The sequence below is a fragment of the Mitsuokella sp. oral taxon 131 str. W9106 genome (assembly GCF_000469545.1).
In the GTDB taxonomy this organism is placed as follows: domain Bacteria; phylum Bacillota; class Negativicutes; order Selenomonadales; family Selenomonadaceae; genus AWVT01.
On record NZ_KI273058.1, the window covers coordinates 15,024 to 39,761 of the forward strand.

Consider the following 24,738-nt stretch of genomic DNA (forward strand, 5'->3'; position numbering starts at 1 on the left):
ACGAGAAGCAGTTTAGTTAGGAGGATGGACGATGAAGCACATCAGGACGGTCAACAAGCCTTCGATGCAGAGGACGGCAAAGACGGGCGGCTGCGGCGAGTGCCAGGCATCCTGCCAGTCCGCGTGCAAGACTTCCTGTACGGTCGGCAACCAGGTTTGCGAAAAAGCGTGATGGTTCGCAAAAAGAGCCTTCCCTTTTGGGGGGAGGCTCTTTTTGCATCGGAATCAAATAGCAGGGGGCATAGGGAAAGCAAGATGAAAGAGAGAATCCACAAGTTTGAGCAGGGCGGGTACTTTGTCCTCCTCGACGTGAACAGCGGCGCCGTTCACGTCGTCGACGAGATGGTTTACGCTATGATGGACATCTTCGACGGCGAAAATGACGAAGCGGTCATCGCCGCGCTGACGGGGCGCTACGATGCGGCAGAGCTTCGCGAGGCACTCGGCGAGCTGCACGAGCTCATAAAAGCGGGCGAGCTCTTTGCGCCCGATATCGACGTGCCGCCGACGTTCGCGCAGAAGGGACTCGTGAAGTCGCTCTGCCTCATGGTCGCGCAGGACTGCAACCTGCGCTGCAAGTACTGCTTCGGCGACGGCGGCGGCTACGGCATGGAGCGTGCCGTGATGCGCGAGGAGGTCGGCCGCCGCGCCGTCGATTTCCTCATCGAGGGATCGGGCCCCAGACGCCACTGCGAGATTGACTTCTTCGGTGGCGAGCCGCTCCTGAACATGAAGACCGTAAAGGCGGTGACCGCCTACGCGCGCGCGAGAGAGCGCGAGACGGGCAAGAAGTTCAAGCTCACGCTGACGACGAACGGCATGCTCCTAAACGACGCGAATATCGCGTGGCTCAACGAGAACGATTTCTCGCTCGTGCTCTCCCTCGATGGGCGCAAGGAGACGAACGACGCCGCGCGCCCGGATGTCGGCGGGCACGGCACGTATGACCGCGTCGTGCGCAATTTCCATCGCTGCGTCGCAAGCCGAAAGGGCGGGAACTTCGACTACCGCGGCGTCTACACGTACCTCAGAGGGACGTACACGCACAACAACATGGACTTCACGAAGGATGTGCTCGCGATGCACGATGCGGGATTCGATATCCTCTCCGTCGAGCCGGTCGTCATGAAGGACAGCCCGCTCGGCTTTACGGAAGCGGATCTTCCGCGTATTGCGGAGGAGTACGATCGCCTGACGGAGGCGTACCTCGCGCGCCGCCGCGAGGGGAGGGGGTTTTTCTTCTTTCATTTCAATATGGATCTCTCGAACGGGCCATGTGTCGCAAAACGCCTTTCGGGCTGCGGGGCGGGACACGAATACCTTGCCGTCGCCGAAAACGGCGATCTTTATCCGTGCCATCAATTCGTCGGCCGCGCGCGCTACAAGCTCGGCAATCTATACGACGGCGTGACGAATGAGGAGCTGCCGCAGTATTTCCGCGAGAGCCACGTCCTCAACAAGGAAACGTGCCGCAACTGTTGGGCGCGGTTTTTCTGCTCGGGCGGCTGCCACGCCAATGCGGATCTCTTCCACGGGGACATCCGTAAGCCGTATGAAGTCGGATGTGAAATCCAGAAGAAGCGGCTTGAGTGCGCGATACTCGTGCAGGCGTGCATCGCACTCGATAAAATGGACAGGAAATAGGCGGGAAACAGGCGCGGGATTTGCCTCTGAGATCGGTTTCGGATTGATTGCAGAGGATTCTGCAAAACAGTGCTTTGCTTAGGCTGGAGTTGCTATGACTTCAGCTAAAAAGATTGACATTTACACGGTATTTATTGTATGATTAGAACTGTAGAAAGGCTCATCTCTAATGTAGTTTTAGGGGGTATTTTCCAAATGGCAGTAAAAGTTGCTATCAATGGTTTTGGCCGTATCGGTCGTCTCGCTTTCCGCCAGATGTTCGACGCAGAAGGCTATGAAGTCGTCGCAATCAACGACCTCACGAGCCCGAAGATGCTCGCACATCTTCTGAAGTACGATTCCACGCAGGGAACGTACAAGTATGCGGACAAGGTGGAAGCTGGCGAGAACAGCATCAAGGTCAACGGCAAGGAGATCCGCATCTATGCGGAGAAGGACGCAAAGGACATCCCCTGGGGCAAGCACGACGTCGATGTCGTGCTCGAGTGCACGGGCTTCTATACGTCCAAGGAGAAGGCATCGGCTCATCTCGCTGCCGGCGCCAAGAAGGTCGTTATCTCCGCTCCTGCCGGAAGCGACCTCCCGACGATCGTCTACAACGTCAACCACAAGACGCTGACGAAGGCAGACAAGGTCATTTCGGCTGCATCCTGCACGACGAACTGCCTTGCTCCGATGGCGAAGGCGCTCAACGACCTCTCTCCGATCCAGAGCGGCATCATGGCCACGATCCATGCCTACACGGGCGATCAGATGACGCTCGACGGCCCGCAGCGCAAGGGCGACCTTCGCCGCAGCCGCGCCGCTGCCTGCAACATCGTCCCGAACTCTACAGGCGCGGCAAAGGCAATCGGCCTCGTCATCCCCGAGCTCAAGGGCAAGCTCATCGGCGCTGCACAGCGTGTCCCGACCCCGACGGGTTCCACGACGCTGCTGTTCGCGGTCATCAAGGGCGAGCACACGGTTGACGAGATCAATGCACAGATGAAGAAGGAGTCGACGGAGTCCTTCGGCTACAACACGGAAGAAATCGTTTCGAGCGACATCGTCGGCATGCGTTACGGCTCGCTGTTCGATGCGACGCAGACGATGGTCAGCCCGATTGGCGACGGCAACACGCTGGTACAGGTTGTCTCTTGGTACGATAACGAGAACAGCTACACGAGCCAGATGGTTCGCACGATTAAGTACTTCGCTGAGCTGAAGTAATTTCATACCCTAGCAGATCTCTTGAGGTCCGGCCGTTTGTTTGGGCCGGGCCTCATCTTTATGATGGACGATGGAGGGTTTTAGGATGAACAAAAAGACAATCAAAGACATCGACGTAAAGGGCAAGAAAGTATTCGTCCGCGTGGACTACAATGTGCCGTTTGATGCGGACATGCACATCACGAATGACACGCGCATGGTCCGCACGCTGCCGACGCTCAACTACCTCCTCGATGGCGGCGCGGCGCTCATCATCGCCTGCCACATCGGCCGCCCGACCGAGGCGCGTGAAGACAAGTTCAGCACGAAGCACCTCGTCAAGCACCTCTCCGAGCTCCTCGGCCGCGAGGTCAAGTGGGCGCCGGACTGCGTCGGCCCTGAGGCGGAGAAGCTCGCGAAGGCGCTCAAGCCCGGCGAAGTCCTCCTGCTGGAGAACCTTCGTTACCACAAGGAAGAGAAGAAGAACGATCCGGCGTTTGCAAAGCAGCTCGCTTCGCTCGCCGACGTTGCCGTCGACGACGCATTCGGCGTCTCGCACCGCGGCCATGCCTCGAATGCAGGCGTTCCGAAGTACATCGAGACGGTCGCAGGCTTCCTCATGGAGAAGGAAATCAACTACATCGGCAAGACGCTCGAAGCGCCGCAGCGTCCGTTTGTCGCAATCATCGGCGGCGCAAAGGTCTCCGACAAGATCGGCGTCATCAGCAACATGATCGACAAAGTCGACACGATCATCATCGGCGGCGGCATGGCGCATACATTTGATGCATCGAAGGGGCTGCCGATCGGCGACTCGCTCTGCGAGCCGGACAAGATGGATCTCGCAAGGGAGCTCCTCAAAAAGGCAGAGAAAAAGGGCGTCAAGGTCGTCCTGCCGCTCGATGTCGTGGTCGCAAACATGTTCCCGCTCGCGGACGAGGCGAAGTGGAAGGCGGAAGGCAAGATGAAGACGGTCGACGTCGACAAGGTCGAAGACGGCTGGCAGGCACTTGACAGCGGCGACAAGACGTCGAAGGCGTACGTCGAGGCATTGAAGGGTGCGAAGACGATCATTTGGAACGGACCGATGGGCGTCTTCGAATGCGATGAATTCGCAAAGGGAACGCTCGCGGTTGCCAAGGCTGTCGCGGATGCGACGGACGCAGGCGCGACGAGCATCGTCGGCGGCGGCGACTCGATCGCGGCGCTCAAGAAGACGGGGCTCACGGACAAGATCTCGCACGTTTCGACGGGCGGCGGCGCGACGCTCGAGTTCCTCGAAGGCAAGGAGATGCCGGGCATCGCAGCGATCGCAGACAAATAAGAATAAGAAAGGGGTCTGCTTGACGCAGACCCTAGGAGGTTGGCAGGAGGGGGAGAGCCTGCGGGTTTTCCCGCTCCTTTATCGAACTAGGCATAGGGGGCATCATCATGGCAAGGACTCCGATTATCGCAGGCAACTGGAAGATGAACAACACGATCGCGCAAGGCGTTTCGCTCGTGAAGGAACTCGCGCCGCTCGTGAAGGACGCGAAGGTCACGGTCGTCGTCTGCCCGACGGCGACGGCGCTCGCTTCGGTTGCCAGTGCGCTCAAGGGAACGAACATCCACGTCGGCGCGCAGAACGTGCATTGGGAAAAGAGCGGCGCCTATACGGGCGAGATCTCGACGGGCATGCTGAATGAGATCGGCGTGGATTACGTCATCCTCGGACACAGCGAGCGCCGCGACTACTTCGGCGAGACGGATGAGGGCGTCAACAAGCGCGCCCACGCGGCTTTCGCTGCCGGCATCACGCCGATCATCTGCTGCGGCGAGTCGCTTGCGGTCCGCGAGGCGGGCAAGTACATCGACCACGTCGTCCGCCAAATCCATGCGGCGCTTGAGGGCTTCAAGGCGGACGAAGCAGCGAAGCTCGTCCTCGCATACGAGCCGATTTGGGCGATCGGCACAGGCAAGACGGCTACGTTCGAGCAGGCAGAGGAGGTCTGCAGGGCGATCCGCGAGGCCGTCGCAAAGCAGTTCGGCCAGCAGGCGGCAGATGCGGTCCGCATCCAGTACGGCGGCAGCGTAAAGCCCGCTACGATCAAGGATCTCATGAAGCAGCCGAACGTCGACGGCGCGCTCGTCGGCGGCGCTTCGCTGAAGGCGAAGGATTTCAGCGAGATTGTGAATTACTAAGAAGGACGCAAAATGGCAAAACTCAAACATGCCCCGATCGCACTCATCATCATGGATGGATGCGGCCTCGGCGATAAGAATGACAAGAACAATGCGGTGCAGCAGGCGAAGACGCCCGTGCTCGACGGTCTTATGGAACGGTACGCATGGAGCCAGCTTCAGGCGTCTGGCGAGTACGTCGGACTGCCGGACGGGCAGATGGGCAACTCCGAGGTCGGCCATACGAACATCGGCGCGGGCCGCGTCATCTTCCAGCAGCTCACGCGCATCACGCGCGACATCCAGAACGGCGACTTCTTCCAGAACAAAGCGCTGCTCACCATCGTAAACGACGCGAAGGCAAAGGGCGGCGCGCTCCATCTCCTGGGACTCGTCTCCCCGGGCGGCGTCCACAGCCATCAGGGGCACCTCTACGCCCTCCTCGAGCTCGCGAAAAAGCAGGGACTCTCGGAAGTTTACGTCCACGCATTCCTCGACGGGCGCGACGTGCCGCCGCAGAGCGCAAAGCCGTTCCTCGAAGAGCTCGAAGAAAAGTGCAGGGAGATCGGCGTCGGCCGGATTGCGACGGTCAGCGGCCGCTACTACGCGATGGACCGCGACAAGCGCTGGGACCGCGAGCAGAAGGCGTACGAGGCGATCGCACACGCCGAAGGCGTCTATGCGGAGGATCCCGTCGCAGGGCTCAAGGCGAGCTACGAGGCGGGCGTCAACGACGAATTCGTCGTTCCGTTCGTCGTTGCGGGCTACGCGGGCATGAAGAACGGCGACGGCGCGATTTTCTTCAACTTCCGTCCCGACCGCGCGCGTCAGCTCACGCACGCATTCGTCGATGAACACTTCGACGGCTTTGCGCGCGACGAAAACCTTCATATCCCGTTCGCGACGTTCTCGCAGTACGAGGACGGCATGAACGCGCTCGTTGCGTTCCCGCCGGAGCACATCGAGTCGACGCTCGGCGAGATCCTTCAGGACAAGGGGCTCACGCAGCTTCGCATCGCCGAGACGGAGAAGTACGCGCACGTCACGTTCTTCTTCAACGGCGGCGTCGAAGAGCCGTACAAGGGCGAGGACCGCATCCTCGTGCCGAGCCCGAAGGTCGCGACGTATGACTTGAAGCCCGAAATGAGCGCGGTCGAGGTCACGGACAAGGTCGTCGCCGCGATCAAGAGCGGCAAGTACGACTTCATCATCCTGAACTATGCGAACTGCGACATGGTCGGCCATACGGGCATTTTCCCTGCCGTCGTCAAGGCGGTCGAGACGGTCGATACGTGCGTCGGGCGCTTTGTCGACGCGATCCGCGAGGTCGGCGGCGAGGCCTGCATCACAGCGGATCACGGCAACGCCGACAAGATGATGGACTACGAGAACAACCAGCCGTTCACAAAGCACACGACGAACCCCGTTCCCTTCATCGTGGTCTCCGACCGCGTGAAGAAGGTGAAGGACGGCGCGCTATGCGACATCGCGCCGACGCTGCTGACGCTCGCTGGGCTGGAGATCCCATCCCTCATGACGGGCAAGAGCCTCGTCGAGATTTAAGTCCTTTTATCTGCATGCCCTTTGCGGATCCTTCCGAGCAAAAGGGGAAGAAGGGCAGGGCGGATGGAGTTTTCTGTGTATGAATCAAAAAAGGAGAGGAAACAAATCATGATTGCTTATTCACAAAAAGTGGAAGACATGGTGTGCGTCGCACAGGAGGTGCACCACGGCGCTGCCCCCATCCCTGAGGAGGGCAAGTGGGTCAAGTCCAAAAATGTGCAGGACATCAGCGGCCTCACGCACGGCGTGGGCTGGTGCGCACCGCAGCAGGGCGCTTGCAAGCTGACGCTCAACGTCAAGGACGGCATCATCCAGGAAGCGCTCATCGAGACGATCGGCTGCTCCGGCATGACGCACAGTGCGGCGATGGCGGCGGAGATCCTCCCCGGTCTCACGGTCCTTGAGGCGCTCAATACGGATCTCGTCTGCGATGCCATCAACACGGCAATGCGCGAGCTCTTCCTCCAGATCGCGTACGGCCGAAGCCAGACGGCGTTCTCCGACGACGGGCTTCCCATCGGCGCAGGCCTCGATGATCTCGGCAAGGGGCTCCGCAGCCAGACGGGCACGCTCTACAGCACACTTAAGAAAGGTCCCCGCTATCTCGAACTCGCAGAAGGCTACGTCACGAAGCTCGGTCTCGACAAGGAAGGCCGCGTCATCGGGTACGAAGTCGTCCAGCTCGGCAAGGTCATGGAAGCGGTCCGCAAGGGCAAGGATGCAAACGAGGCGATCCAGGCGAACACGAGCACGAAAGGCCGTTTCGCGGATGCCGTCCAGTACATCGACCCGCGCGAAGCGTAAGATCGGATTGAGCTGCTACAATTTGAGAGAAAAGGAAGGATGAATCGCATCATGTCATTATTCGAAGGCTATGAGCGTCGCATTGACAAAATCAACAAGGTCTGCAAGGAATACGGGATCGCATCCATCGAGGACGCGAAGAAGATCTGTGACGGGAAAGGCGTAAAGGCAGGCGAGATCGTAAAGGATCTGCAGCCGATCGCATTTGACAACGCGGCTTGGGCGTACACGCTCGGCGCGGCGATCGCCATCAAGAAGGGCTGCACGAAGGCAGTGGACGCGGCAAAGGCAATCGGCGAGGGGCTGCAGGCATTCTGCGTGCCGGGGTCCGTCGCGGATCACCGCAAGGTCGGCCTCGGGCACGGCAACCTCGGCGCCATGCTCCTCTCGGAGGAAGCGGGCTGCTTCGCATTCCTCGCAGGCCATGAGTCCTTCGCGGCGGCAGAGGGCGCAATCGGCATCGCGCAGACGGCAAACAAGGTTCGAAAGAACCCGCTTCGTGTTATCCTGAACGGTCTCGGCAAGGATGCGGCGCAGATCATCAGCCGCATCAACGGCTTCACCTACGTCGTCACGGACTACGACTACAAGGCAAACAAGGTCAACGTCGTCAAGGAAATCGCGTACAGCGACGGCGTTCGCTCGAAGGTTCGCTGCTACGGCGCGGACTCCGTGCAGGAAGGCGTCGCCATCATGCACCTGGAGGACGTCGACATCTCCATCACGGGCAATTCGACGAACCCGACGCGCTTCCAGCACCCGGTTGCAGGCTGCTACAAGAAGGAATGCGTCGAAAAGGGGAAGAAGTACTTCTCGGTCGCTTCGGGCGGCGGAACGGGCCGTACGCTCCACCCGGACAACATGGCGGCAGGCCCTGCTTCCTACGGCATGACGGATACGATGGGGCGCATGCACAGCGACGCACAGTTCGCCGGCTCGTCCTCCGTTCCGGCACACGTCGACATGATGGGACTCATCGGCGCAGGCAACAACCCGATGGTCGGCATGACGGTCGCGGTCGCAGTCGCCGTGCAGGAAGCGATGGGCAAGTAACCTCGCGTTTCATTTGACCGGTCCCCGAGCGTTCGTCTTCGGAAACGAATGCTTGGGGGCTTTTTATCCTGCGCTTTCTTTCTCGTCGCATCTGTTGGAATTTGCACGCAGGACGGAGTATAATGGGATCCAACGATATGCTTTGTGGCAGTGGAAAGGAAAAACGAAAAACGATGCTCGTGGAGGGAATGGATCTTTGGCGGCTCTTTGACATCATTGGGACGATCGCTTTCGCCGTTTCGGGGGCACTGGTCGGGCTCTCGCGGCGCATGGACATCTTCGGCATATCCGTCCTCGCCCTTGCGACAGCAGTGGGCGGCGGCATGGTGCGCGACCTTCTCGTGGGGCTCACGCCGCCGATGGCGCTGCGCGATACGACGGACTTCCTGCTCGCCGTCGGTGTCGCCTTCGCAACGTCCGTTCTCTATCAGTGGAGCGGGCTTCGGCGGATGCGGCGCCGGCGGCTTCGGACGATCTTCAATGTCTCCGATGCCATCGGCCTGGCCGCTTTTACGATTACGGGGGCGCTCACAGGGCTTCGGTTCGGTGGGACGGGCAGCTATGTCCTGACCGTCCTCCTCGCGGTGACCACGGCAGTGGGCGGCGGCATGATCCGCGATGTACTCGCGAAGCGGATGCCGGTCGTCCTCTACGCCGAAGTCTACGCGGCGGCATCTCTCGCCGGCGCTTTCGTATTCTGTGTGATGGGCGGCGCGATTGGCGTCGAAGCCGTCTCGTGGCTCGCCTTCCTTCTCGTCCTCCTCATCCGTTTTGCCGCGATCCACTGGAACTGGAGCCTCTATCATCCGCATCCGCCGAAGTGCCATCGCGAGCATGAAGCGGAACGGGAATGGACGGATATGCGGCAGTAGCGCACGCGATATCCCGAGGATCGGTGGAGGGAATTGGATGGAATGGAACGATGGGAAAAAGCGCTGCGCATGGGCAGACCCGAAAGATGAAGCGTACATAAGATACCATGACGAGGAGTGGGGCGTTCCCGTCCATGACGATGGGAAACTTTTTGAAATGCTGCTTCTCGAAAGCTTTCAAGCGGGGCTGTCGTGGGCGTGCATCCTGCACAAGCGCGAGCATTTTCGCCGTGCTTTCGATGGCTTCGATGCAAAGGCGATTGCCGGCTACGACGATGCGAAATGCGAGGCGCTCGCGCGCGACGCGGGCATCGTCCGCAACCGGCTCAAGATTCGCGCTGCCGTGACGAATGCCCAAATCTTTGGCGCGATCCAAAGGGAATACGGCACATTTGATGCGTATTTATGGCGATGGACAAAGGGGAAGACGGTCGTTGAGCGGGGGGCGGCGACATCGCCGCTGTCCGATGCCATTTCCGAGGATCTCAGGAAGCGCGGCATGAAATTCGTCGGTTCCACCATCATCTATTCCTACTTGCAGGCGGTCGGCGTCCTTTTTTCCCATGAAGCGGAGTGCTGGCGCACGCCTGCCCCTTGCCCAAAAGCAGGGCTGTGATCCGCAGGGCGCGGCGGTACATGCCGTATCGTGGCGGGGGATGCGGCGGTTCCGCGTGATGCATCGCCGCCCGCCACGCAGCGCCGTCTTTTTTGGGGGCGAACGTGACAACGTGACAGGAAAAAGCCGCTTCGGCAATTTGCCGGAGCGGCTTTCCTGTTACGTTCCTGTCAATCGGGCGTAACGAGCTGGACGCCGTTCTCCTTGCAGTAGATGCGGTACTTTTCCGGCGGCATCTCGTCCGTTATGAGGCAATCGAGATCCTTTAGCGCGCAATAGCTCATCAGCGAGGCGACGCCGAACTTGGAGCTGTCGACGAGCAGGTAGTGCGGGCATGGCTTTTCGATGAGGCAGCGCTTGATTTCACACTCGAGCGGCGAGGCGTTCGTCGCGCCGTGTGCAAGGGAGATTCCCGTGCTGGCGAGGAAGATTTTCGAGATGTTGTACTGGCGCAGGCACTGTAGGACGGAAGGCCCGACGAACGCCTTTGACGGCATGAAGAGTGAGCCTCCCGTTGCGATGATATTGAGGTTGGCGAAAGAAGAGGCGATGTTGATGACATGCACGCTCGCCGTCACGATCGTGAGATGCTGCTTCTCCGTCAGGAAGGGGATCATGTGCATCGTCGTCGTGCCCGAGTCGATGTAGATGACGTCGCCGTCCTTGACGAAGCCCGCCGCGAGCCTTGCGATACGCTTCTTGGCGTCTGCGTTGCGCGTCTCGCGCAAGGAGAAAGGCTCGGGCTCCTGCTGGCGCTCGTTGAGCACGATGCCGCCGTACACTTTTCGGATGATGCCCTTTTCTTCGAGCTCGGCAATGTCACGACGAATGGTGTTTTTGGATACATTGAACGTATCGCATAAGTCGTTTATCGATATATTATGGACTTCTTTCAGCAATTCATGCATACGGTTGATGCGGTCAATTTTCATAAAAACACCTGCTTTATCGCATTTTATCCTATTTATGATAAGGGCCTAGACACATCTATGCATGTTATTATAAAACTTCTACGCCAAAGATACAAGAATATTTTCTATTTTTATTTGACCATATTATCAAAAAAATATATTGACAAAATGAAGCAAAAGTATTAAATTATATCCATAAGATAATCAAAATATTATCAAATATTTACTGGTCATGCTGTTAGGTCATGCTGTTAGGAGAGTGGTTGTCATGGGGTACACGTTCATGGTTCCGGCAAAGATCCTTTCGGGAACGAATGTCATAGATGAGCTTAGCGGGCACATCAAGGGCAAGGGCACGAAGGCGCTCATCGTGACGGATCCGTTCATGGTCAAGTTCGGCAATGCGGCGAAGGTCGAGGCGGCGCTGAAGAAGGGCAACATCCCTTATGCGATCTACGACGGCGCAAACGCCGAACCGACGGACAAGATTGTAGAGGGGGGGCTTGCAGCCTACCGCGCCGAGAAGTGCGACTTTCTCATTGCACTCGGCGGAGGCAGTCCGATGGACACGGCGAAGGCCATCGCGTTCCTGTCGGTATCGAAAGGCAAGCTCCGCGACTATATGCATGTGGACATCGACATGGAGGTCCCGTATCTCGTCGCGATTCCGACGACGGCAGGCACGGGTTCGGAAGTCACGAAGAATACGATCATCGCCGATACGGAGAACAACGTCAAGATGCTCCTCGGCGGGCCGTCCATCATCCCCGCGCTCGCGGTCGTTGACCCGACGTTCACGATGACGGCTCCGCCGAAGGTCACGGCAGCGACGGGCATCGATGCGCTCTGCCATGCGATCGAGGCGTACACGTCGCGCAAGGCGCAGCCGCTCACGGATACGTTCGCACTGTCCGCCATCAAGAAGATCCATAAGAACCTGCCGCTCTGCTATGCGGACGGCAAGAATGTCGAGGCACGCCTCGCGATGTCGATCGCCGCGACGGAGGCGGGCATCGCATTCAACAATGCTTCGGTCACCATCGTGCATGGCATGAGCCGCCCGATCGGCGCACTCTTCCATATCGCGCACGGCGTATCGAACGCGATCCTCCTGCCGGCGTGCATGAAGTTCGCCATCGAAGAGAACACGGAGCGCTTCGCGACGATCGCACGCGTCATGGGCGTTGCGGATGACTTGACGCCAGCGCACGATGCGGCAGAGGCGTTCGTGAAGGAAGTCGCACGTTTCTGCAAGGCGGTCGGCATTCCGACGATTGAGGAGCTCGGCGTCAAGAAGGACGACTTCTTTGCGCAGCTCAGCAAGATGGCGGATGACGCGCTCGAGAGCGGCAGCCCACAGAATACGATGCGCGTTCCGACAAAGGATCAGCTCATCGCAATCTACAAAGAACTGTACTGAGACGCAGCGCGCAAAGGAGGGCAATCTATGGCACTCGCAAAACTGTCCGACCTCATCCATAAGGCGGACGATACCTATGCAGTAGGCGCGTTCAATGTATCGGATATGGAAATGGCAATGGGCGCAATCCGCGCGGCGGAAGAGATGCGTGCGCCGCTCATCCTGCAGATTGCGGAAGGACGGCTGCGCTATTCGCCGCTCGATCTCCTCGGGCCTGTGATGCTCGCGGCGGCGAAGCGATGCAGGATGCCGACCGCCGTGCACCTCGACCACGGCGGCACGATGGAGACGATCCGGCTCGCGCTTGACCTCGGCTTCACGTCCGTCATGTTCGACGGCTCGAAGTACCCACTTGATGAGAACATCGCGCGCACGAAAGAGGTCGTGAAGCTCGCAAGGAGCTACGGTGCGGACGTCGAGGCGGAGATCGGCCGCGTCGGCGGCGCGGAAGGCGACTACAAGAGCGTCGATGTGCTCGTGACGAGCGTCGATGAGGCCGTCCGCTTCGCAGAAGAGACGGGCGTCGACGCACTCGCCGTCGCGATCGGCACGGCGCACGGCAACTACAGGGAGAAACCGAATCTTCGCATCGACCGCCTGAAGGAAATCCATGCCGCGACCAAGACGCGCCTCGTCCTGCACGGCGGCACAGGGCTCACGGAGCAGGATTTTCGGACGTGCCTCGCAAACGGCATCGACAAGATCAACATCGCGACGGCGTCCTACGACGCATCCGCTGCGAAAATCAAGGCCATGCACAGCGAGAAGCCGGAGGCGAACTACTTCGACTTCAGCAATGCCATCGTGGAGGCGACGTATGCGAATGTCAAGAAGCATATGCAGATTTTTGGGCTGAACGGCAAGGCATGAGGAGGAAAAAGAATGTCACTCATCACCTTTGATGCAAACAAGAAACGCGATGTCGTGCTCATCGGGCGCGTCACGCTGGACTTCAATCCGAATGAGCTCAACCGCACGCTCGACAAGGTCGAGACGTTTTCCATGTACCTCGGCGGCTCGCCCGGCAACATGGCAGTCGGCATCAACAAGCTCGGCAAGAAGGTCGGCTTCATCGGGTGCGTCTCGGATGACCAGTTTGGCGACTTCGTGCTCCACTACTTTGAGGCGCGCGGCATCGACACGAGCCAAATGACGCGCGCGCGGCACGGCGAGCGCATGGGGCTGACGTTCACGGAGATCAAGAGCCCGACGGAGAGCAGCATCCTCATGTACCGCGATGCCGTCGCCGACCTCCAGATCCGCCCCGAGGACGTCGACGAGCAGTACATCGCCGATTCCAAGATCCTCATCGTCTCGGGCACGGCGCTTTCGGCAAGCCCTTCGCGCGAGGCGTGCCTCATCGCGGCACAGTACGCGAAAAAGCACGGCACGCGCATCCTCTTCGACATTGACTACCGCCCGTATAGCTGGCGCACGAAGAAAGAGATACAGATTTACTACTCGCTGCTCGCGGGCATGGCGGACGTCATCATCGGCTCGCGCGACGAGGTCAATCTGACGGAAGGGCTCGACGAAGAGGCAGAGGATCCAAAGGATCACGTCATTGCCGAGCGGTACATCGCACACGGCGCGAAGATCGTCGTGATCAAGCATGGAAAGAAAGGCTCGATTGCCTACACGGCCGACAAGAAAGCGTACAAGGTCGAGTCGTATCGTATCAAGCTCCTGAAGTCGTTCGGCGGCGGCGACGCATACGGCAGCGCGTTCGTCTACGGCCTGCTCTCTGGATGGTCGGTTGCGGATTCCCTGCAGCACGGCACGGCACATGCGGCGATGGTCGTCGCGAGCCATAGCTGCTCCAACGCGATGCAGACGGTCGAGCAGATCGATGCGTTCATGAAGGAGCACAAGGACGAAAAAGTCATCACGGAACTTGCATGGGAGGCGGGATTATGAGATTCGGACGTTTGGGAGCAGAGCTTGCCCATGGCTACAACGCCATGACGACGCGCGAGAGCGACATGCTCATGGACATCGGCTATCAGGTCATGGAGGAAAACGAGGTCGTCGAATTCGAGGACGCCCTGCAGGAGACGGCATTCGTCATCCTGACGGGCGACGTCAAGATCGAGTGGGACGGCAAGCGCGAGGTCATGCACCGCGCGTCGCTTTTCGATGAGTGTCCTTATGCGCTCCATGTGCCGCATGGCAGGAAGGTCGTCCTAAAGGCGCTCAAGGCATCGCAGGTGCTCGTGCAGAAGACGCTGAACGACCGCGATTTCACGCCGGTATTCTACCATCCTGCCGACGTGCAGGCCGACATCTTTGGCGGCGGTATGTGGCAGGGCACGGCGGAGCGCACGGTGCGCACGATTTTCGACTACGACAATGCGCCGTACTCGAACATGGTCAACGGCGAGGTCGTCAACACGCCGGGCTGCTGGTCGGGCTATATCCCGCACAACCATCCGCAGCCGGAGGTCTACACGTACAAGTTCGACAAGCCGCAGGGCTTTGGCGCGGCGTTCATCGGCGACAATGCATTCAAGATCTCGCATAATAGCTGGTCGGAGATTTCGGGCGGCTATATGCATCCGCAGGTCACGGCGCCGGGCTACGCGATGTGGTATAGCTGGATGATCCGCCACCTGCCGGGCAACCCGTGGAAGAAGACGCGCACGGATCTCCCGGAGCACACGTGGCTCCTCGATCCCGCTGCCGAGATTTGGCAGCCGAAGCGCAAGAAGTGAGCAGCTCCTGTGCGGATGTGTTAGGAGGAAATGAACATGGCAAAGACGGTAAGACGGACGGTCGCGCAGGCGCTCGTCAAGTTCCTGAACAACCAGTACGTCGAGTTTGACGGCAAGGAAGTTCCGATGTTTGAAGGCATCTTCGGCATATTCGGTCATGGCAACGTCGTCGGCATCGGCCAGGCGCTCGAGGAAGATCCCGGCCACCTCATCATGCGCATGGGGCGCAACGAGCAAGGCATGGCGCATGCGGCCATCGGCTTCGCGAAGCAAAAGCGCCGCAAGCAGATGTATGCCTGCACCTCCTCGGTCGGCCCCGGTGCGGCGAACATGGTCACGGCAGCCGGCACGGCGACGGCAAACTGCATTCCCGTGCTCTTCCTGCCGGGCGACACGTACGCAGACCGCCAGCCCGATCCCGTCCTGCAGCAGATGGAGCAGCCGTCGAGCCTCACGGTCACGACGAACGATGCATTCCGCCCCGTCTGCAAGTATTGGGATCGCGTGACGCGCCCAGAGATCCTTATGACGGCGTGCATCAACGCGATGCGCGTCCTCACGGATCCCGCCGAGACGGGAGCGGTCTGCATTGCGCTTCCGCAGGATGTCGAGGGGGAGGCTTGGGATTACCCCGAATATTTCTTCAAGAAGCGCGTCCATCATATCGAGCGCACGAAGCCGTCGGACCGCGCCATCGAAGAGGCGGCAAAGCTCCTCGCAGGCAAGAAGCGCCCGCTCATGATTTTCGGCGGCGGCGTCAAGTACTCCGAGGCGGAGGAGACGTTCCGCAAGTTTGCCGAGAAGTACGGCATCCCGTTCGGCGAGACGCAGGCCGGCAAGGGCACGATTCCATGGGACCATCCGCTCAACATGGGCGGCCTCGGCGAGACGGGCGGCCTTGCGGCAAACACGCTCGCGAAGGAAGCTGACCTCGTCATCGGCGTCGGCACGCGTTATACGGACTTCACGACGTCCTCGAAGTGGATCTATCAGAACCCCGAGGTCGAATTCCTGAACATCAACATCTCGCGCTTCCATGCCTACAAGATGGACGGCCTGCAGGTCGTCGGCGATGCGGGCGCGGCGCTTTCCATGCTCGATGCGGCGCTCGGCAAGACGGGCTACCATGTCTCCGATGCGTATGCAGCCGACATCCAAAAGGCAAAGAGCGATTACGCGGCAGAGGTCGATCGCCTCTTCCATCTCGAGTATACGGGCGATGACTTCGTGCCGGAGGTCAACGATGACTTCGACTTCAAGAAGGCGGCGAAGGAGTTCCTCAAGGTCACGGGCGGCGCGATGCCGCAGACGCGCGTCCTCGGCGTGCTCGACGCGTGCATGGACGAGGATGCGATCGTCGTCGGCGCTTCGGGCTCGCTGCCGGGCGACCTGCAGCGCGCATGGTGCCCGAAGTCGAAGGGCAGCTACCACGTCGAGTACGGCTTTTCCTGCATGGGCTACGAAGTCAACGCGGCGCTCGGCGTCAAGATCGCGGAGCCGGAGCGCGAGGTCTACGCGCTCGTCGGGGATGCGGCGTACATGATGCTGCACTCGGAGCTTCCCGTTTCGATTGCCGAGCACAAGAAGATCAACGTCATTCTCTTCGACAACATGACGAACGGCTGCATCAACAACCTGCAGATCGGGCATGGGCAGGGCAGCTACGGGACGGAAATCCGTTTCCGCAATGAGAAGACGGGTCAGCTCGACGGCGGCTATGTCCCCGTCGACTTCGCGATGAATGCGGCGTCCTACGGCTGCAAGAGCTACACGGTCCACAATGCGGAAGAGCTCAAGGCGGCGATCGCAGATGCCAAGAAACAGAAGGTCTCGACGCTCATCGACTGCAAGGTGCTGCCGAAGACGATGGTGCACGGCTATGGCGACTGGTGGCGCGTCGGCGTCGCCGAGGTCTCAAAGAGCGAGAAGATCCAAAAAGTCTACAAGGATTTGATGAAGCCGAACTACGATGCGGCTCGAAAATATTGATGCGGTTGGTTCTGAATTTCTAGGAGGGCTTGAAATGGCGAATATCAAACTCGGCATTGCGCCGATCGCGTGGACGAATGACGATATGCCGGATCTCGGCAAGGAAAACACGTTCGAGCAGTGTGTCAGCGAAATGGCGCTCGCAGGCTTCACGGGCTGTGAAATTGGCAGCAAGTACCCGAAGGATGTCGATGTCCTCAAGAAGGCATTGAAGCTGCGCGGCCTCTCGATTGCAAGCGCGTGGTTCAGCTCCTTCCTTCTCTCGCAGCCGTATGAGCAGGTCGAGAAGGATTTCATCGCGCACTGCGAGTTCCTAAAGGCGATGGGCGCGAAGTTCTGCAACGTCGCAGAGCAGGGAACGAGCGTGCAGGGCAAGCTCGATGTCCCCGTATTTGCGGGCAAGCCGCACAATACGGAAGAACAGTGGAAGACGCTCGCCGAGGGGCTGGATCGGCTCGGCGCTGTCGCAAAGAAAATCGGCCTCACGATGACGTACCATCATCACATGGGCACGTGCGTGCAGACGACGGAGGAAATCGACCGCCTCATGGAGATGACGGATCCGGATCTCGTTTGGCTGCTCTACGATACGGGACATCTGGTCTGCTCGGGCGAGGACCCCGTCGCGATCCTCAAGAAGTATCTGCCGCGCATCCGCCATATCCACCTCAAGGATATCCGCATGGAGGTGCGCAACAGGGTCAAAGCGGAGAACATGAGCTTCCTCGACGGCGTCCGCGCCGGCATGTTCACGGTGCCGGGCGACGGCGATATTGACTTCGAGCCGATTTTCGATATCGTAGGGAAGAGCCGCTACGACGGCTGGTACATCGTCGAGGCGGAGCAGGATCCCGCCAAGGCGAACCCGCTTGCGTATGCGATCAAGGCGCGCAAGTACATCAAGGAAAAGGCGCATCTCTGAGCATCATGCAGGCCATACTTCCGCTGAAGCGCTTGCGGCAAGGGGGGCTGCCGTCCGATGGGACGGCAGCCCTTTCGCTATGCGCTTGCGATAGGAAACAAACCAAACCTGTTTTAAGCAATAAAGCACAGGTATTGAAGCAAAAGAAAACAAAATGTTGGAGATAAAGGAGTCAGAACTTTAGTAAAATGATCCTATAGCAGAAGGGTTTGCTTTTGGATGTCGAATGGACTATAGAAAGGAAGGACAGGTGCAGCAAGATGTTCAAATGGTTTCTGACTGGGGAAGACCAGCCCCGCATAAAGGATCCGGCGCGGATCAAAACCATGTATCGTTCCGCACGGTTCCAAGCCGTCACGGCCATGATCATTGGCTACGGCATGTACTACGTCATGCGCATGACGCTCGGCGTTGCCAAAAAGCCAATGATCGACGCGGGCTTCACGCCGACGCAGCTCGGTGCGATGGGCGCGGCGATGATGGTCGTCATTGCCATCGGAAAGTTCGCCAACGGATTTATCGCCGACCATTGCAATATCAAAAAGATCGTGCCGATCGGTCTTTTGGGCGCGGCCGTCGTCAATACGATTCTCGGATTCAGCGATGCGTACTGGGTGTTCCTCGTCCTTTGGGCGGTCAACGGCGTCTTCCAGAGCATGGGCTCGGCACCGTGCATCGTCTCGCTCTCGCAATGGTTCTCGAAGAGCCAGCTCGCGACGTACTACGGCGTGTTCAGCATCGCGCACTATGTCGGCGAGGGCGCGACATATCTCGGCACGGCGATGATCATTGTCGCGTTCGGCTGGCACGCCGCATTCTTCATGCCGGGCATCGCCTGCATCGTGCTCGCCTTCATCATGTACCGCTTCATGCGCGACCGGCCGGAGACCTACGGGCTTCCGTCCGCGAATGAATACGAGGGCGAGGTCGCACAGGAGAAGCAGGAACAGGAAGTCTCGACGAAGGAAGCGCAGCTCATGGTCGTGCGCAACCCGTACGTATGGCTTCTCGCGGCGGCGGCAATCTGCCTTGGCGTCTCGCGCTACTCCATCAGCAGCTGGGGCGTCGTGTTCCTGCAGGAAGCAAAGAACATGGATCTCGTGACGGCAGGCAGCATCATGTCGCTCTCGCCGATCTTAGGCGGCGTTGGGTCGTTCTTTTCGGGCATGATTTCGGACAAGGTATTCAAATCGCGCCATTCCGTCACGACGATTGTCTTCGGCATCGTGATGCTGCTCGGCATCATCGGGGTCTGCTTCGTGCCGGCAGGGCAGAAGATGCTCACGGCGGCATGCGTCGTGGTCTTCGGCTTTGGGCTCGGCGTCATCCTCTGCTTCGTCGGCGGGCTTCTCGCCGTCGACCTCTGCCCGCGCAAGGCGACGGGCGCGGCGATGGGCGTCATCGGTCTTCTCGCCTACGGCGGCGCAGCGCTTCAGGACATCGTCAACGGCATGCTGCTCGATTCGGCGAAAGTGGTCGTCGATGGCGTGACGACGTACCATTTTGAGACGATCATCGAATTTTGGATTGGAAGCGTCATCCTGATGACGCTCCTCATCGTGCCGACGCTTTGGGCAAAGAAGCATAAGGAACAAGAGGAAGGACAGCCATGAAACAAGAAGGAAGGGCACGGCTTTTGAATGGGCCGTACTTGCTGGCGCCGAAATGCGATGGCATGACCATTGCATGGGAAGCGGCGGAGGAGGCAGCGTTTCGCATTTCCTGCACGGCGCCGGATGGCAGCGTGATGGAGCAAGAAGCAGCGGGCGAAAAGGAGCGTCCGTCAGAGGCATCGCCGGGCGGCGCGTATGTCTACCATGCTGCGCTGCAGGGGCTTTCTCCTGCCACGCGGTACGATTATGCGGTTTGGTGCGGGGCGCAGTGCTGTGCGCGGGCGCAGTTTTCCACCTTGCAGGACGCGCCGAAGGCAATCCGCCTCATGACGGTATCCGACACGCATCTCTTTCACGCCGCCCCGTACGTGGAGCGCGCGCTGCGGCGTGAGAAACCGGCGTTTCTCCTGCACACGGGCGACATCTCCTTCGGAACGGGCTACCAGCACGACCAGTACCATGATAATTGGTTCGCAAAGATCCCAGCGCTCCTCGCCGAACTCCCCGTATTCTATACGCATGGCAACCACGATGACGGCCCGTTCTACGATTCGTTTTTTTCCTCCGTGCAGGGCGCGGCATTTTCGTCGCCCGATGGCGGGCATACCTACTCCTTTTCGTATGGACCGGCGCATTTCACCGTGGTCGACAGCAATCCGTGGGGACTCCTTGAAATGAATGCGGCCAATGCGGGACTTGCCATCAAGCGCGGGCTTCGCGAGCGGATCGATGCGCTGCTCGCATGGGCCGAGGCGGATCTGACGAGCGAGGCGGCAAGGCGGGCAGCGTGGCGCGTGCTCGTCATGCATCATCCGTACACCGATGCGCTGAACAACCAGTACATCGTGCCGATCGCCGAGCGGTGCGGCGTGAATCTCATGATCGGCGGGCATCTGCACTACTACATCAAGGCGGTTTCCGTGCAGCCTGGGATCGGAGCGCGTACGGTGTACGTCTGCCAAGGAAGTGCGCAGGATGCCGAAGCGAGGCGCGATGCGGTGCAGGAGGATGTGCGCCTTTTGGCCGAGTACCCGGAAGCCGTCGCCGTCGGGCGCAACAATTACGGCGTGCTCGACATCACGGAAGAGGCCATCGATTACCGGCTGTACGGATTCGAGGAGGACGGGAAAGACACGCTTGTCGATGCCATACACATGACAAAGGACGAGCCGCGGATTCGGTTTTCGGACGTTTCGATCTCTGCGTTGGGTGACAAAGGCCACGTTGAAGTGCATGCGATGGCGAAAAACGAAGGCACGGGCATCGCCGCCGCAGTCCTCCGCCTCGTGGACAACGGGCAGGCGCATTGGCTCAATCTCTTCGGGCATGGCACTGGGACGCAGCTTGCCGTGCTGGATCCCGGGGAAAGCCGCAGGCTTACGCTCTGCTATACGGCCGAAGAGGCAGGAGCACATGCCATTTCGGCAGAGGGTGCGGAGATCTCCCTGAAGGTGGCGGAACGCGCGCCTATCGGCTGCGCCCACGCGCATCTTGCGCTTGGGGAAGGGAAGGACGTGGACTGCCTCTTCGCGCGCGTGGAACTCACCAATCGGCGCGCGGCGAAGCAGACCGTGTCCTTGCCGCTGCGGATTGACGGCATGCTTGCCCAGACGAAGGAAGTACGCCTTCGCCCGCATGAAAAGCGCATTGTGACGTTCTGCCACCGCTTCACGCAAAGTGGAAGCCACGCGGTGTCGGTCGCGGGGCTTCCCGAAGAGAAGGTCGAGGTCGAGGGGGCAGTCCGCATCGTGCCGCGCATCGCGGACCAGTCGGGGAAAGGGCATGCCGTGCTCCTGCACGGCACGCCGCGTCTCATCCAAACGCCGGAGGGGACGGCGGTCGACCTGGAACACTACGGGGACTACATCGAGATCCTGCCCCGTGCTGACCTCGCGACGCCAAATGGGCTTACGGGCATGGTCTGGGCGAACATCAATCGCCTTGCGCATGCCGATGAGATGGGGCATAATCCGCTCATGGTGCGCGGCAAGTCCATCGGCTGGGGCGCAGGCTATGCGTTTCGCATCGCAGTCGAACGGAAGGGAACCATCAAATGGGGCATCTGCCATGACGGCGAAGAGTATTTTTGGCAGGGCGGCGATGCGTGCGTCGGCAAATGGCGGCAGTACGTGCTCTCTTTCGACAAGGAACGCGGCGGGCGCTCGTTCTGCGACGGCGTCTGCCGCGGCCGCATTGACGGGCTTGCACCTGAGGCAAAGCTGTGCCAAATGGCGGATCAGCCCATTTTCGTCGGCTTTTCCTTCATCGGGCATGTGATCCCTGAACTTGGGAAGCCGAAATACTTCACGCACCTTCCCGCAAGGATCCGACAAGTGCGATTCTACACCGAGGGGCTGACCGAAAAGGAAGTGGAAGCGGTCTATGCGCGTCCGAATAAGATCGGGCCGCGCGAGGACGCGCTTGCTGTATGGCTAGACTTTGCTTCCATAGAGACGCGGGGAGCACACTGCACGGAATGGCGCCATCCCGCCGTCTATGCGCCTGCCTTTCGGACGGAGCAGCAGCGCTGGCGGTTCGAGCGGCTTGCCGCGACGGTGCGGATCCCGAAAGGCGCATCCATCCATGCGCGCGTCGAGCTGTCGGATAATCAATCCGTCGTCAAGGAAAGCCGCTCGATGGAGCTGCACGACGGCATGAATGAAATTGCGCTTGACGGGATGCAGCCGGCCACATTCCTGCGCATTGCAGCGCAGATGGAAGCGCGCGTCGGCGAGGCAAAGGCGGCAATCCCCGAGCTCGTTTCCTATTCCGTTTCGGCACGGCGCGGTGCGGACTTCGCGGAGATGACCTGGTCGACGCGTGCCGATTGGGAGCGCGGCACGTTCTCCGGTGCGGCGGGATTCCCCCCGGTCGACCGCTTGCGCGACTACCCTGAGTACACGGACATCATCCACGGCTAGCACAGCTCAAAATCGAACGAAATTCTATCAAAGGCGCCTCTTTCGATTGGAAGACGCGTCTTTTTGAGTTTAAAAGCAAGATTTTATAGGTTTTGATTTATAGGTTTTGATTTATAGGTTTTGAATTGATGCTTTGTTTTTAGAACAGCAAGATATTATCGAATCATACTCAAAATATATCAAGTTAAAATCATAACATACTCGGAAAAGCAATAAAATATAGGAAAGATGGCTTGAAAACAATTACAATATAAACAGTAAAAGTGGATAGACGCGATTCTATCCCCATCGTTCTTATATTCTTTCTTTAGGAGGGGTTTGAATGGGGAATCCAGAAGCCAGTGCAGCTACGGCAAAACTGCCATGGCTGACACGCATTGCCTACGGCCTTGGCGATACGGCACAGAATGTCGTTTGGGGCGCAATGGGCATCCTGACGTTCTTCTATACGGACTATGCGGGCATCGATCCTGCCATGGTCGGTCTCGTCATGTTGATTTCGCGCTGTTTTGATGGTTTTTCCGACGTCATCATGGGCTTCATCGTCGAGAAGACGAATTCCAAGTGGGGCAAGTCGCGTCCTTGGATCCTGTGGATGAGTGTTCCGTTTGCCATATCGATCGTGCTGATCTACACCGTGCCGCAGGGGTCGAGCGCGATGCAGTTCGCCTATCTGTTCGTCACGTACAACCTCTGCACGACGGTCTGCTACACGGCACTGAACCTGCCGTACGGCTCGCTCTCCGCGATGATGACGCGCGCCTCGAAGGAGCGCGACATGCTTTCGATCACGCGTATGTGCCTCTCCCCTTGGGGGCGCATCCTTTCCGTCTCGGCGACGCTGCCGCTCGTCAAGATCTTCGGCGACAATCAGATGGCTTGGGTCGAGGTCATGACCGTTTGGGCAGTCGTCGGACTCCTTCTGCTCCTTTTCTGTTTCTCACGCTGCAAGGAGACGGTCGTCATCGAGGCGCGTGAAAAGGTCGCGAAGATTTCGGCCGGCAAGGCGCTCAAGGCGCTCGCCGTCAACAAGTACTTCTGGTGCGGCATGACGATTTGGATGATGCAGAACGTCATCTTTACGATTACAGGCACGATTCTTCCCTACTACTGCAAGTACATCTTTCAGGACGATTCGCTCTACAGCGGTCTGTACCTCATGGAGACGCTCATCACGATTGTCGTCATGGCGGTGTTCAGCCCGAAGCTCCTGCAGCGCTTCGGCAAGCGCAATATGTCGCTCGCAGGCGTTGCGATCTGCTTTATCGGTCATGTCATCTTCCTGCTGAATCCAACGGATTTTAACTGGGTCGTCTTCAGCTGCATCATCCGCGGCATCGGATTCGCTCCGATCCAGTCTGTCATTTTTGGCTTCCTTGGCGATGCCGTCGAGTATGGACAGTGGAAGACGCACCTTCGCCAGGAAGGACTCGTGTTCTCCGGCGGATCGGTCGGCACGAAGGTCGGATCCGGTCTCACGAGCGCGATCCTCACGGGCCTGCTCTCTTATGCGGGCTACGTCGCTTCCGCATCGGGCACGGTTGCGCAGTCGGCACAGACGATCCATATGATTGTCGACATCTATATGTTCGGACCGCTTTTCGTTTGGGTCGTCTTGCTGGCGATCCTCGCATTCTACCGTTTGGACAAGATTTATCCGCAGATCATGAGCGACCTCATTCAGCGCGAAGCGAAGGGCGAGCTCTAAGGAGGCAGCACCATGGAAAACAATACACTCGTTACGATTACCCGCCAGTACGGAAGCGGCGGGCGCGAAGTGGCGGATCGCGTCGCGAAGAAGATGGGCGTGCGCCGCTACGACCGCAAGGTCGTCGCGATGGCAGCCGAGAACCTCGGAAAAGAGGAAGATTTCGACGACCTCATGGAGCGTTCGTACAACGCGCCGGAGAATTGCCTTGGAAACCTCGGCGACTACGCGTTCGAGCGCGTGCCGCAGCACAATCAGATGTACATCGAGCAGGCGAAGGTCATCCTGAAGGTTGCGAAGGAAGGAAGCGCCGTATTCCTCGGCCGCTGCGCGGACTTCATCCTGAAAGACGAGCCGCATTCGTACGCCTTCTTCATCTATGCGGATGAAGCATTCCGCAGGGCGCGCGCGAAGGACCATTACGGCAACTGCACGCTGAAGGAGCTCGATGCGGAGGACAAGCACCGCGAGCGTTACTACGCGTACTACACGGGACGCACATGGGGCGACCCGCAGAACTACGATCTCATGATCAACACGAGCAAGATCGGCACCGAAAAGGCGGCGGAACTCATCCTTGCCTACATTGAGCTTCGCCAAAAGTAAGAGTTGTTTTTCCAGCAGCAAAAACCCCGCCGCAGCC

Annotated in this window: 21 protein-coding genes; 20 read left to right on the forward strand and 1 reads right to left on the reverse strand. The window is 59.2% G+C overall.

Annotation, left to right across the window (positions count from 1 at the left end):
* Window positions 1–31 precede the first annotated feature (31 nt).
* The 10 genes from scfA to HMPREF1985_RS04450 all read left to right on the forward strand — a co-directional run bounded on the left by scfA (window position 32) and on the right by HMPREF1985_RS04450 (window position 9,900).
* Window positions 32–172, forward strand: a complete 141-nt coding sequence (gene scfA, locus HMPREF1985_RS10990; RefSeq protein WP_071782669.1) for a six-cysteine ranthipeptide SCIFF — start codon at window positions 32–34, stop codon at window positions 170–172.
* An 83-nt stretch (window positions 173–255) separates the two neighbouring features.
* The gene (gene scfB / locus HMPREF1985_RS04410; protein WP_040637089.1) at window positions 256–1,644 is read left to right on the forward strand and encodes a thioether cross-link-forming SCIFF peptide maturase; all 1,389 of its coding nucleotides are present in this window, start codon (window positions 256–258) and stop codon (window positions 1,642–1,644) included.
* A 195-nt stretch (window positions 1,645–1,839) separates the two neighbouring features.
* Window positions 1,840–2,853, forward strand: coding sequence for a type I glyceraldehyde-3-phosphate dehydrogenase (gene gap / locus HMPREF1985_RS04415; protein WP_040637090.1), 1,014 nt, complete (start codon window positions 1,840–1,842; stop codon window positions 2,851–2,853).
* Between the two features lie 85 nt (window positions 2,854–2,938).
* Window positions 2,939–4,156 carry a phosphoglycerate kinase gene (pgk, locus tag HMPREF1985_RS04420; RefSeq protein WP_040637091.1) on the forward strand — a complete coding sequence of 406 codons (1,218 nt, stop codon included), beginning with the start codon at window positions 2,939–2,941 and terminating at the stop codon, window positions 4,154–4,156.
* Between the two features lie 107 nt (window positions 4,157–4,263).
* The gene (gene tpiA, locus HMPREF1985_RS04425) at window positions 4,264–5,013 is read left to right on the forward strand and encodes a triose-phosphate isomerase (protein ID WP_021771285.1); all 750 of its coding nucleotides are present in this window, start codon (window positions 4,264–4,266) and stop codon (window positions 5,011–5,013) included.
* 12 nt (window positions 5,014–5,025) lie between these two features.
* A complete protein-coding gene (gpmI, locus tag HMPREF1985_RS04430; RefSeq protein ID WP_021771286.1) occupies window positions 5,026–6,555 on the forward strand; it encodes a 2,3-bisphosphoglycerate-independent phosphoglycerate mutase in 1,530 nt (509 codons plus the stop codon).
* A 111-nt stretch (window positions 6,556–6,666) separates the two neighbouring features.
* Window positions 6,667–7,359, forward strand: coding sequence for an iron-sulfur cluster assembly scaffold protein (locus tag HMPREF1985_RS04435; RefSeq protein ID WP_040637240.1), 693 nt, complete (start codon window positions 6,667–6,669; stop codon window positions 7,357–7,359).
* A gap of 51 nt (window positions 7,360–7,410) precedes the next feature.
* Window positions 7,411–8,412: a GGGtGRT protein gene (locus HMPREF1985_RS04440; protein WP_040637241.1), complete on the forward strand. Its 1,002-nt coding sequence runs from the start codon at window positions 7,411–7,413 to the stop codon at window positions 8,410–8,412.
* A gap of 173 nt (window positions 8,413–8,585) precedes the next feature.
* Window positions 8,586–9,284, forward strand: coding sequence for a trimeric intracellular cation channel family protein (locus HMPREF1985_RS04445; RefSeq protein ID WP_040637242.1), 699 nt, complete (start codon window positions 8,586–8,588; stop codon window positions 9,282–9,284).
* A gap of 37 nt (window positions 9,285–9,321) precedes the next feature.
* Window positions 9,322–9,900 (forward strand): DNA-3-methyladenine glycosylase I, encoded by a 579-nt coding sequence (locus HMPREF1985_RS04450; RefSeq protein WP_021771290.1) that lies wholly within the window; start codon window positions 9,322–9,324, stop codon window positions 9,898–9,900.
* Window positions 9,901–10,070: 170 nt separating this feature from the next.
* Here HMPREF1985_RS04450 and HMPREF1985_RS04455 read toward each other — a convergent pair whose 3' ends face one another.
* Window positions 10,071–10,832 carry a DeoR/GlpR family DNA-binding transcription regulator gene (locus tag HMPREF1985_RS04455; RefSeq protein WP_040637092.1) on the reverse strand — a complete coding sequence of 254 codons (762 nt, stop codon included), beginning with the start codon at window positions 10,830–10,832 and terminating at the stop codon, window positions 10,071–10,073.
* A 247-nt stretch (window positions 10,833–11,079) separates the two neighbouring features.
* Here HMPREF1985_RS04455 and HMPREF1985_RS04460 point away from each other — a divergent pair, with 247 nt between their 5' ends.
* From HMPREF1985_RS04460 to HMPREF1985_RS04505, 10 genes are all read left to right on the forward strand, one after another.
* Entirely contained in the window at window positions 11,080–12,231 is a 1,152-nt protein-coding gene (locus HMPREF1985_RS04460) for an iron-containing alcohol dehydrogenase (RefSeq protein ID WP_040637093.1), read from the forward strand.
* A gap of 27 nt (window positions 12,232–12,258) precedes the next feature.
* A complete protein-coding gene (locus HMPREF1985_RS04465; protein WP_021771295.1) occupies window positions 12,259–13,101 on the forward strand; it encodes a ketose-bisphosphate aldolase in 843 nt (280 codons plus the stop codon).
* 12 nt (window positions 13,102–13,113) lie between these two features.
* Complete coding sequence (iolC, locus tag HMPREF1985_RS04470; RefSeq protein WP_021771296.1) at window positions 13,114–14,148, forward strand: 5-dehydro-2-deoxygluconokinase; 1,035 nt, start codon at window positions 13,114–13,116, stop codon at window positions 14,146–14,148.
* Window positions 14,145–14,942: a 5-deoxy-glucuronate isomerase gene (locus HMPREF1985_RS04475; protein WP_040637094.1), complete on the forward strand. Its 798-nt coding sequence runs from the start codon at window positions 14,145–14,147 to the stop codon at window positions 14,940–14,942. The genes iolC and HMPREF1985_RS04475 overlap by 4 nt, the downstream gene beginning before the upstream one ends.
* Window positions 14,943–14,978: 36 nt before the next feature.
* Complete coding sequence (iolD, locus tag HMPREF1985_RS04480; RefSeq protein WP_040637096.1) at window positions 14,979–16,931, forward strand: 3D-(3,5/4)-trihydroxycyclohexane-1,2-dione acylhydrolase (decyclizing); 1,953 nt, start codon at window positions 14,979–14,981, stop codon at window positions 16,929–16,931.
* Window positions 16,932–16,965: 34 nt separating this feature from the next.
* Window positions 16,966–17,853, forward strand: coding sequence for a myo-inosose-2 dehydratase (gene iolE, locus HMPREF1985_RS04485; RefSeq protein ID WP_040637097.1), 888 nt, complete (start codon window positions 16,966–16,968; stop codon window positions 17,851–17,853).
* A gap of 260 nt (window positions 17,854–18,113) precedes the next feature.
* Window positions 18,114–19,466, forward strand: a complete 1,353-nt coding sequence (locus tag HMPREF1985_RS04490) for an MFS transporter (RefSeq protein ID WP_040637099.1) — start codon at window positions 18,114–18,116, stop codon at window positions 19,464–19,466.
* A complete protein-coding gene (locus tag HMPREF1985_RS04495; RefSeq protein ID WP_021771302.1) occupies window positions 19,463–22,387 on the forward strand; it encodes a metallophosphoesterase family protein in 2,925 nt (974 codons plus the stop codon). The genes HMPREF1985_RS04490 and HMPREF1985_RS04495 overlap by 4 nt, the downstream gene beginning before the upstream one ends.
* A 322-nt stretch (window positions 22,388–22,709) precedes the next feature.
* A complete protein-coding gene (locus HMPREF1985_RS04500) occupies window positions 22,710–24,095 on the forward strand; it encodes an MFS transporter (RefSeq protein WP_021771304.1) in 1,386 nt (461 codons plus the stop codon).
* 12 nt (window positions 24,096–24,107) lie between these two features.
* Window positions 24,108–24,701, forward strand: coding sequence for a cytidylate kinase-like family protein (locus HMPREF1985_RS04505; RefSeq protein WP_021771305.1), 594 nt, complete (start codon window positions 24,108–24,110; stop codon window positions 24,699–24,701).
* The last annotated feature ends 37 nt before the right edge of the window (window positions 24,702–24,738 follow it).

Coding starts and splice junctions, on each gene's coding strand:
- scfA (WP_071782669.1), top strand. CDS start 32: ATGAAGCACATCAGGACGGTCAACAAGCCTTCGATGCAGAGGACGGCA.
- scfB (WP_040637089.1), top strand. CDS start 256: ATGAAAGAGAGAATCCACAAGTTTGAGCAGGGCGGGTACTTTGTCCTC.
- gap (WP_040637090.1), top strand. CDS start 1,840: ATGGCAGTAAAAGTTGCTATCAATGGTTTTGGCCGTATCGGTCGTCTC.
- pgk (WP_040637091.1), top strand. CDS start 2,939: ATGAACAAAAAGACAATCAAAGACATCGACGTAAAGGGCAAGAAAGTA.
- tpiA (WP_021771285.1), top strand. CDS start 4,264: ATGGCAAGGACTCCGATTATCGCAGGCAACTGGAAGATGAACAACACG.
- gpmI (WP_021771286.1), top strand. CDS start 5,026: ATGGCAAAACTCAAACATGCCCCGATCGCACTCATCATCATGGATGGA.
- HMPREF1985_RS04440 (WP_040637241.1), top strand. CDS start 7,411: ATGTCATTATTCGAAGGCTATGAGCGTCGCATTGACAAAATCAACAAG.
- HMPREF1985_RS04445 (WP_040637242.1), top strand. CDS start 8,586: ATGCTCGTGGAGGGAATGGATCTTTGGCGGCTCTTTGACATCATTGGG.
- HMPREF1985_RS04450 (WP_021771290.1), top strand. CDS start 9,322: ATGGAATGGAACGATGGGAAAAAGCGCTGCGCATGGGCAGACCCGAAA.
- HMPREF1985_RS04455 (WP_040637092.1), bottom strand. CDS start 10,832: ATGAAAATTGACCGCATCAACCGTATGCATGAATTGCTGAAAGAAGTC.
- HMPREF1985_RS04460 (WP_040637093.1), top strand. CDS start 11,080: ATGGGGTACACGTTCATGGTTCCGGCAAAGATCCTTTCGGGAACGAAT.
- HMPREF1985_RS04465 (WP_021771295.1), top strand. CDS start 12,259: ATGGCACTCGCAAAACTGTCCGACCTCATCCATAAGGCGGACGATACC.
- iolC (WP_021771296.1), top strand. CDS start 13,114: ATGTCACTCATCACCTTTGATGCAAACAAGAAACGCGATGTCGTGCTC.
- HMPREF1985_RS04475 (WP_040637094.1), top strand. CDS start 14,145: ATGAGATTCGGACGTTTGGGAGCAGAGCTTGCCCATGGCTACAACGCC.
- iolD (WP_040637096.1), top strand. CDS start 14,979: ATGGCAAAGACGGTAAGACGGACGGTCGCGCAGGCGCTCGTCAAGTTC.
- iolE (WP_040637097.1), top strand. CDS start 16,966: ATGGCGAATATCAAACTCGGCATTGCGCCGATCGCGTGGACGAATGAC.
- HMPREF1985_RS04490 (WP_040637099.1), top strand. CDS start 18,114: ATGTTCAAATGGTTTCTGACTGGGGAAGACCAGCCCCGCATAAAGGAT.
- HMPREF1985_RS04495 (WP_021771302.1), top strand. CDS start 19,463: ATGAAACAAGAAGGAAGGGCACGGCTTTTGAATGGGCCGTACTTGCTG.
- HMPREF1985_RS04500 (WP_021771304.1), top strand. CDS start 22,710: ATGGGGAATCCAGAAGCCAGTGCAGCTACGGCAAAACTGCCATGGCTG.
- HMPREF1985_RS04505 (WP_021771305.1), top strand. CDS start 24,108: ATGGAAAACAATACACTCGTTACGATTACCCGCCAGTACGGAAGCGGC.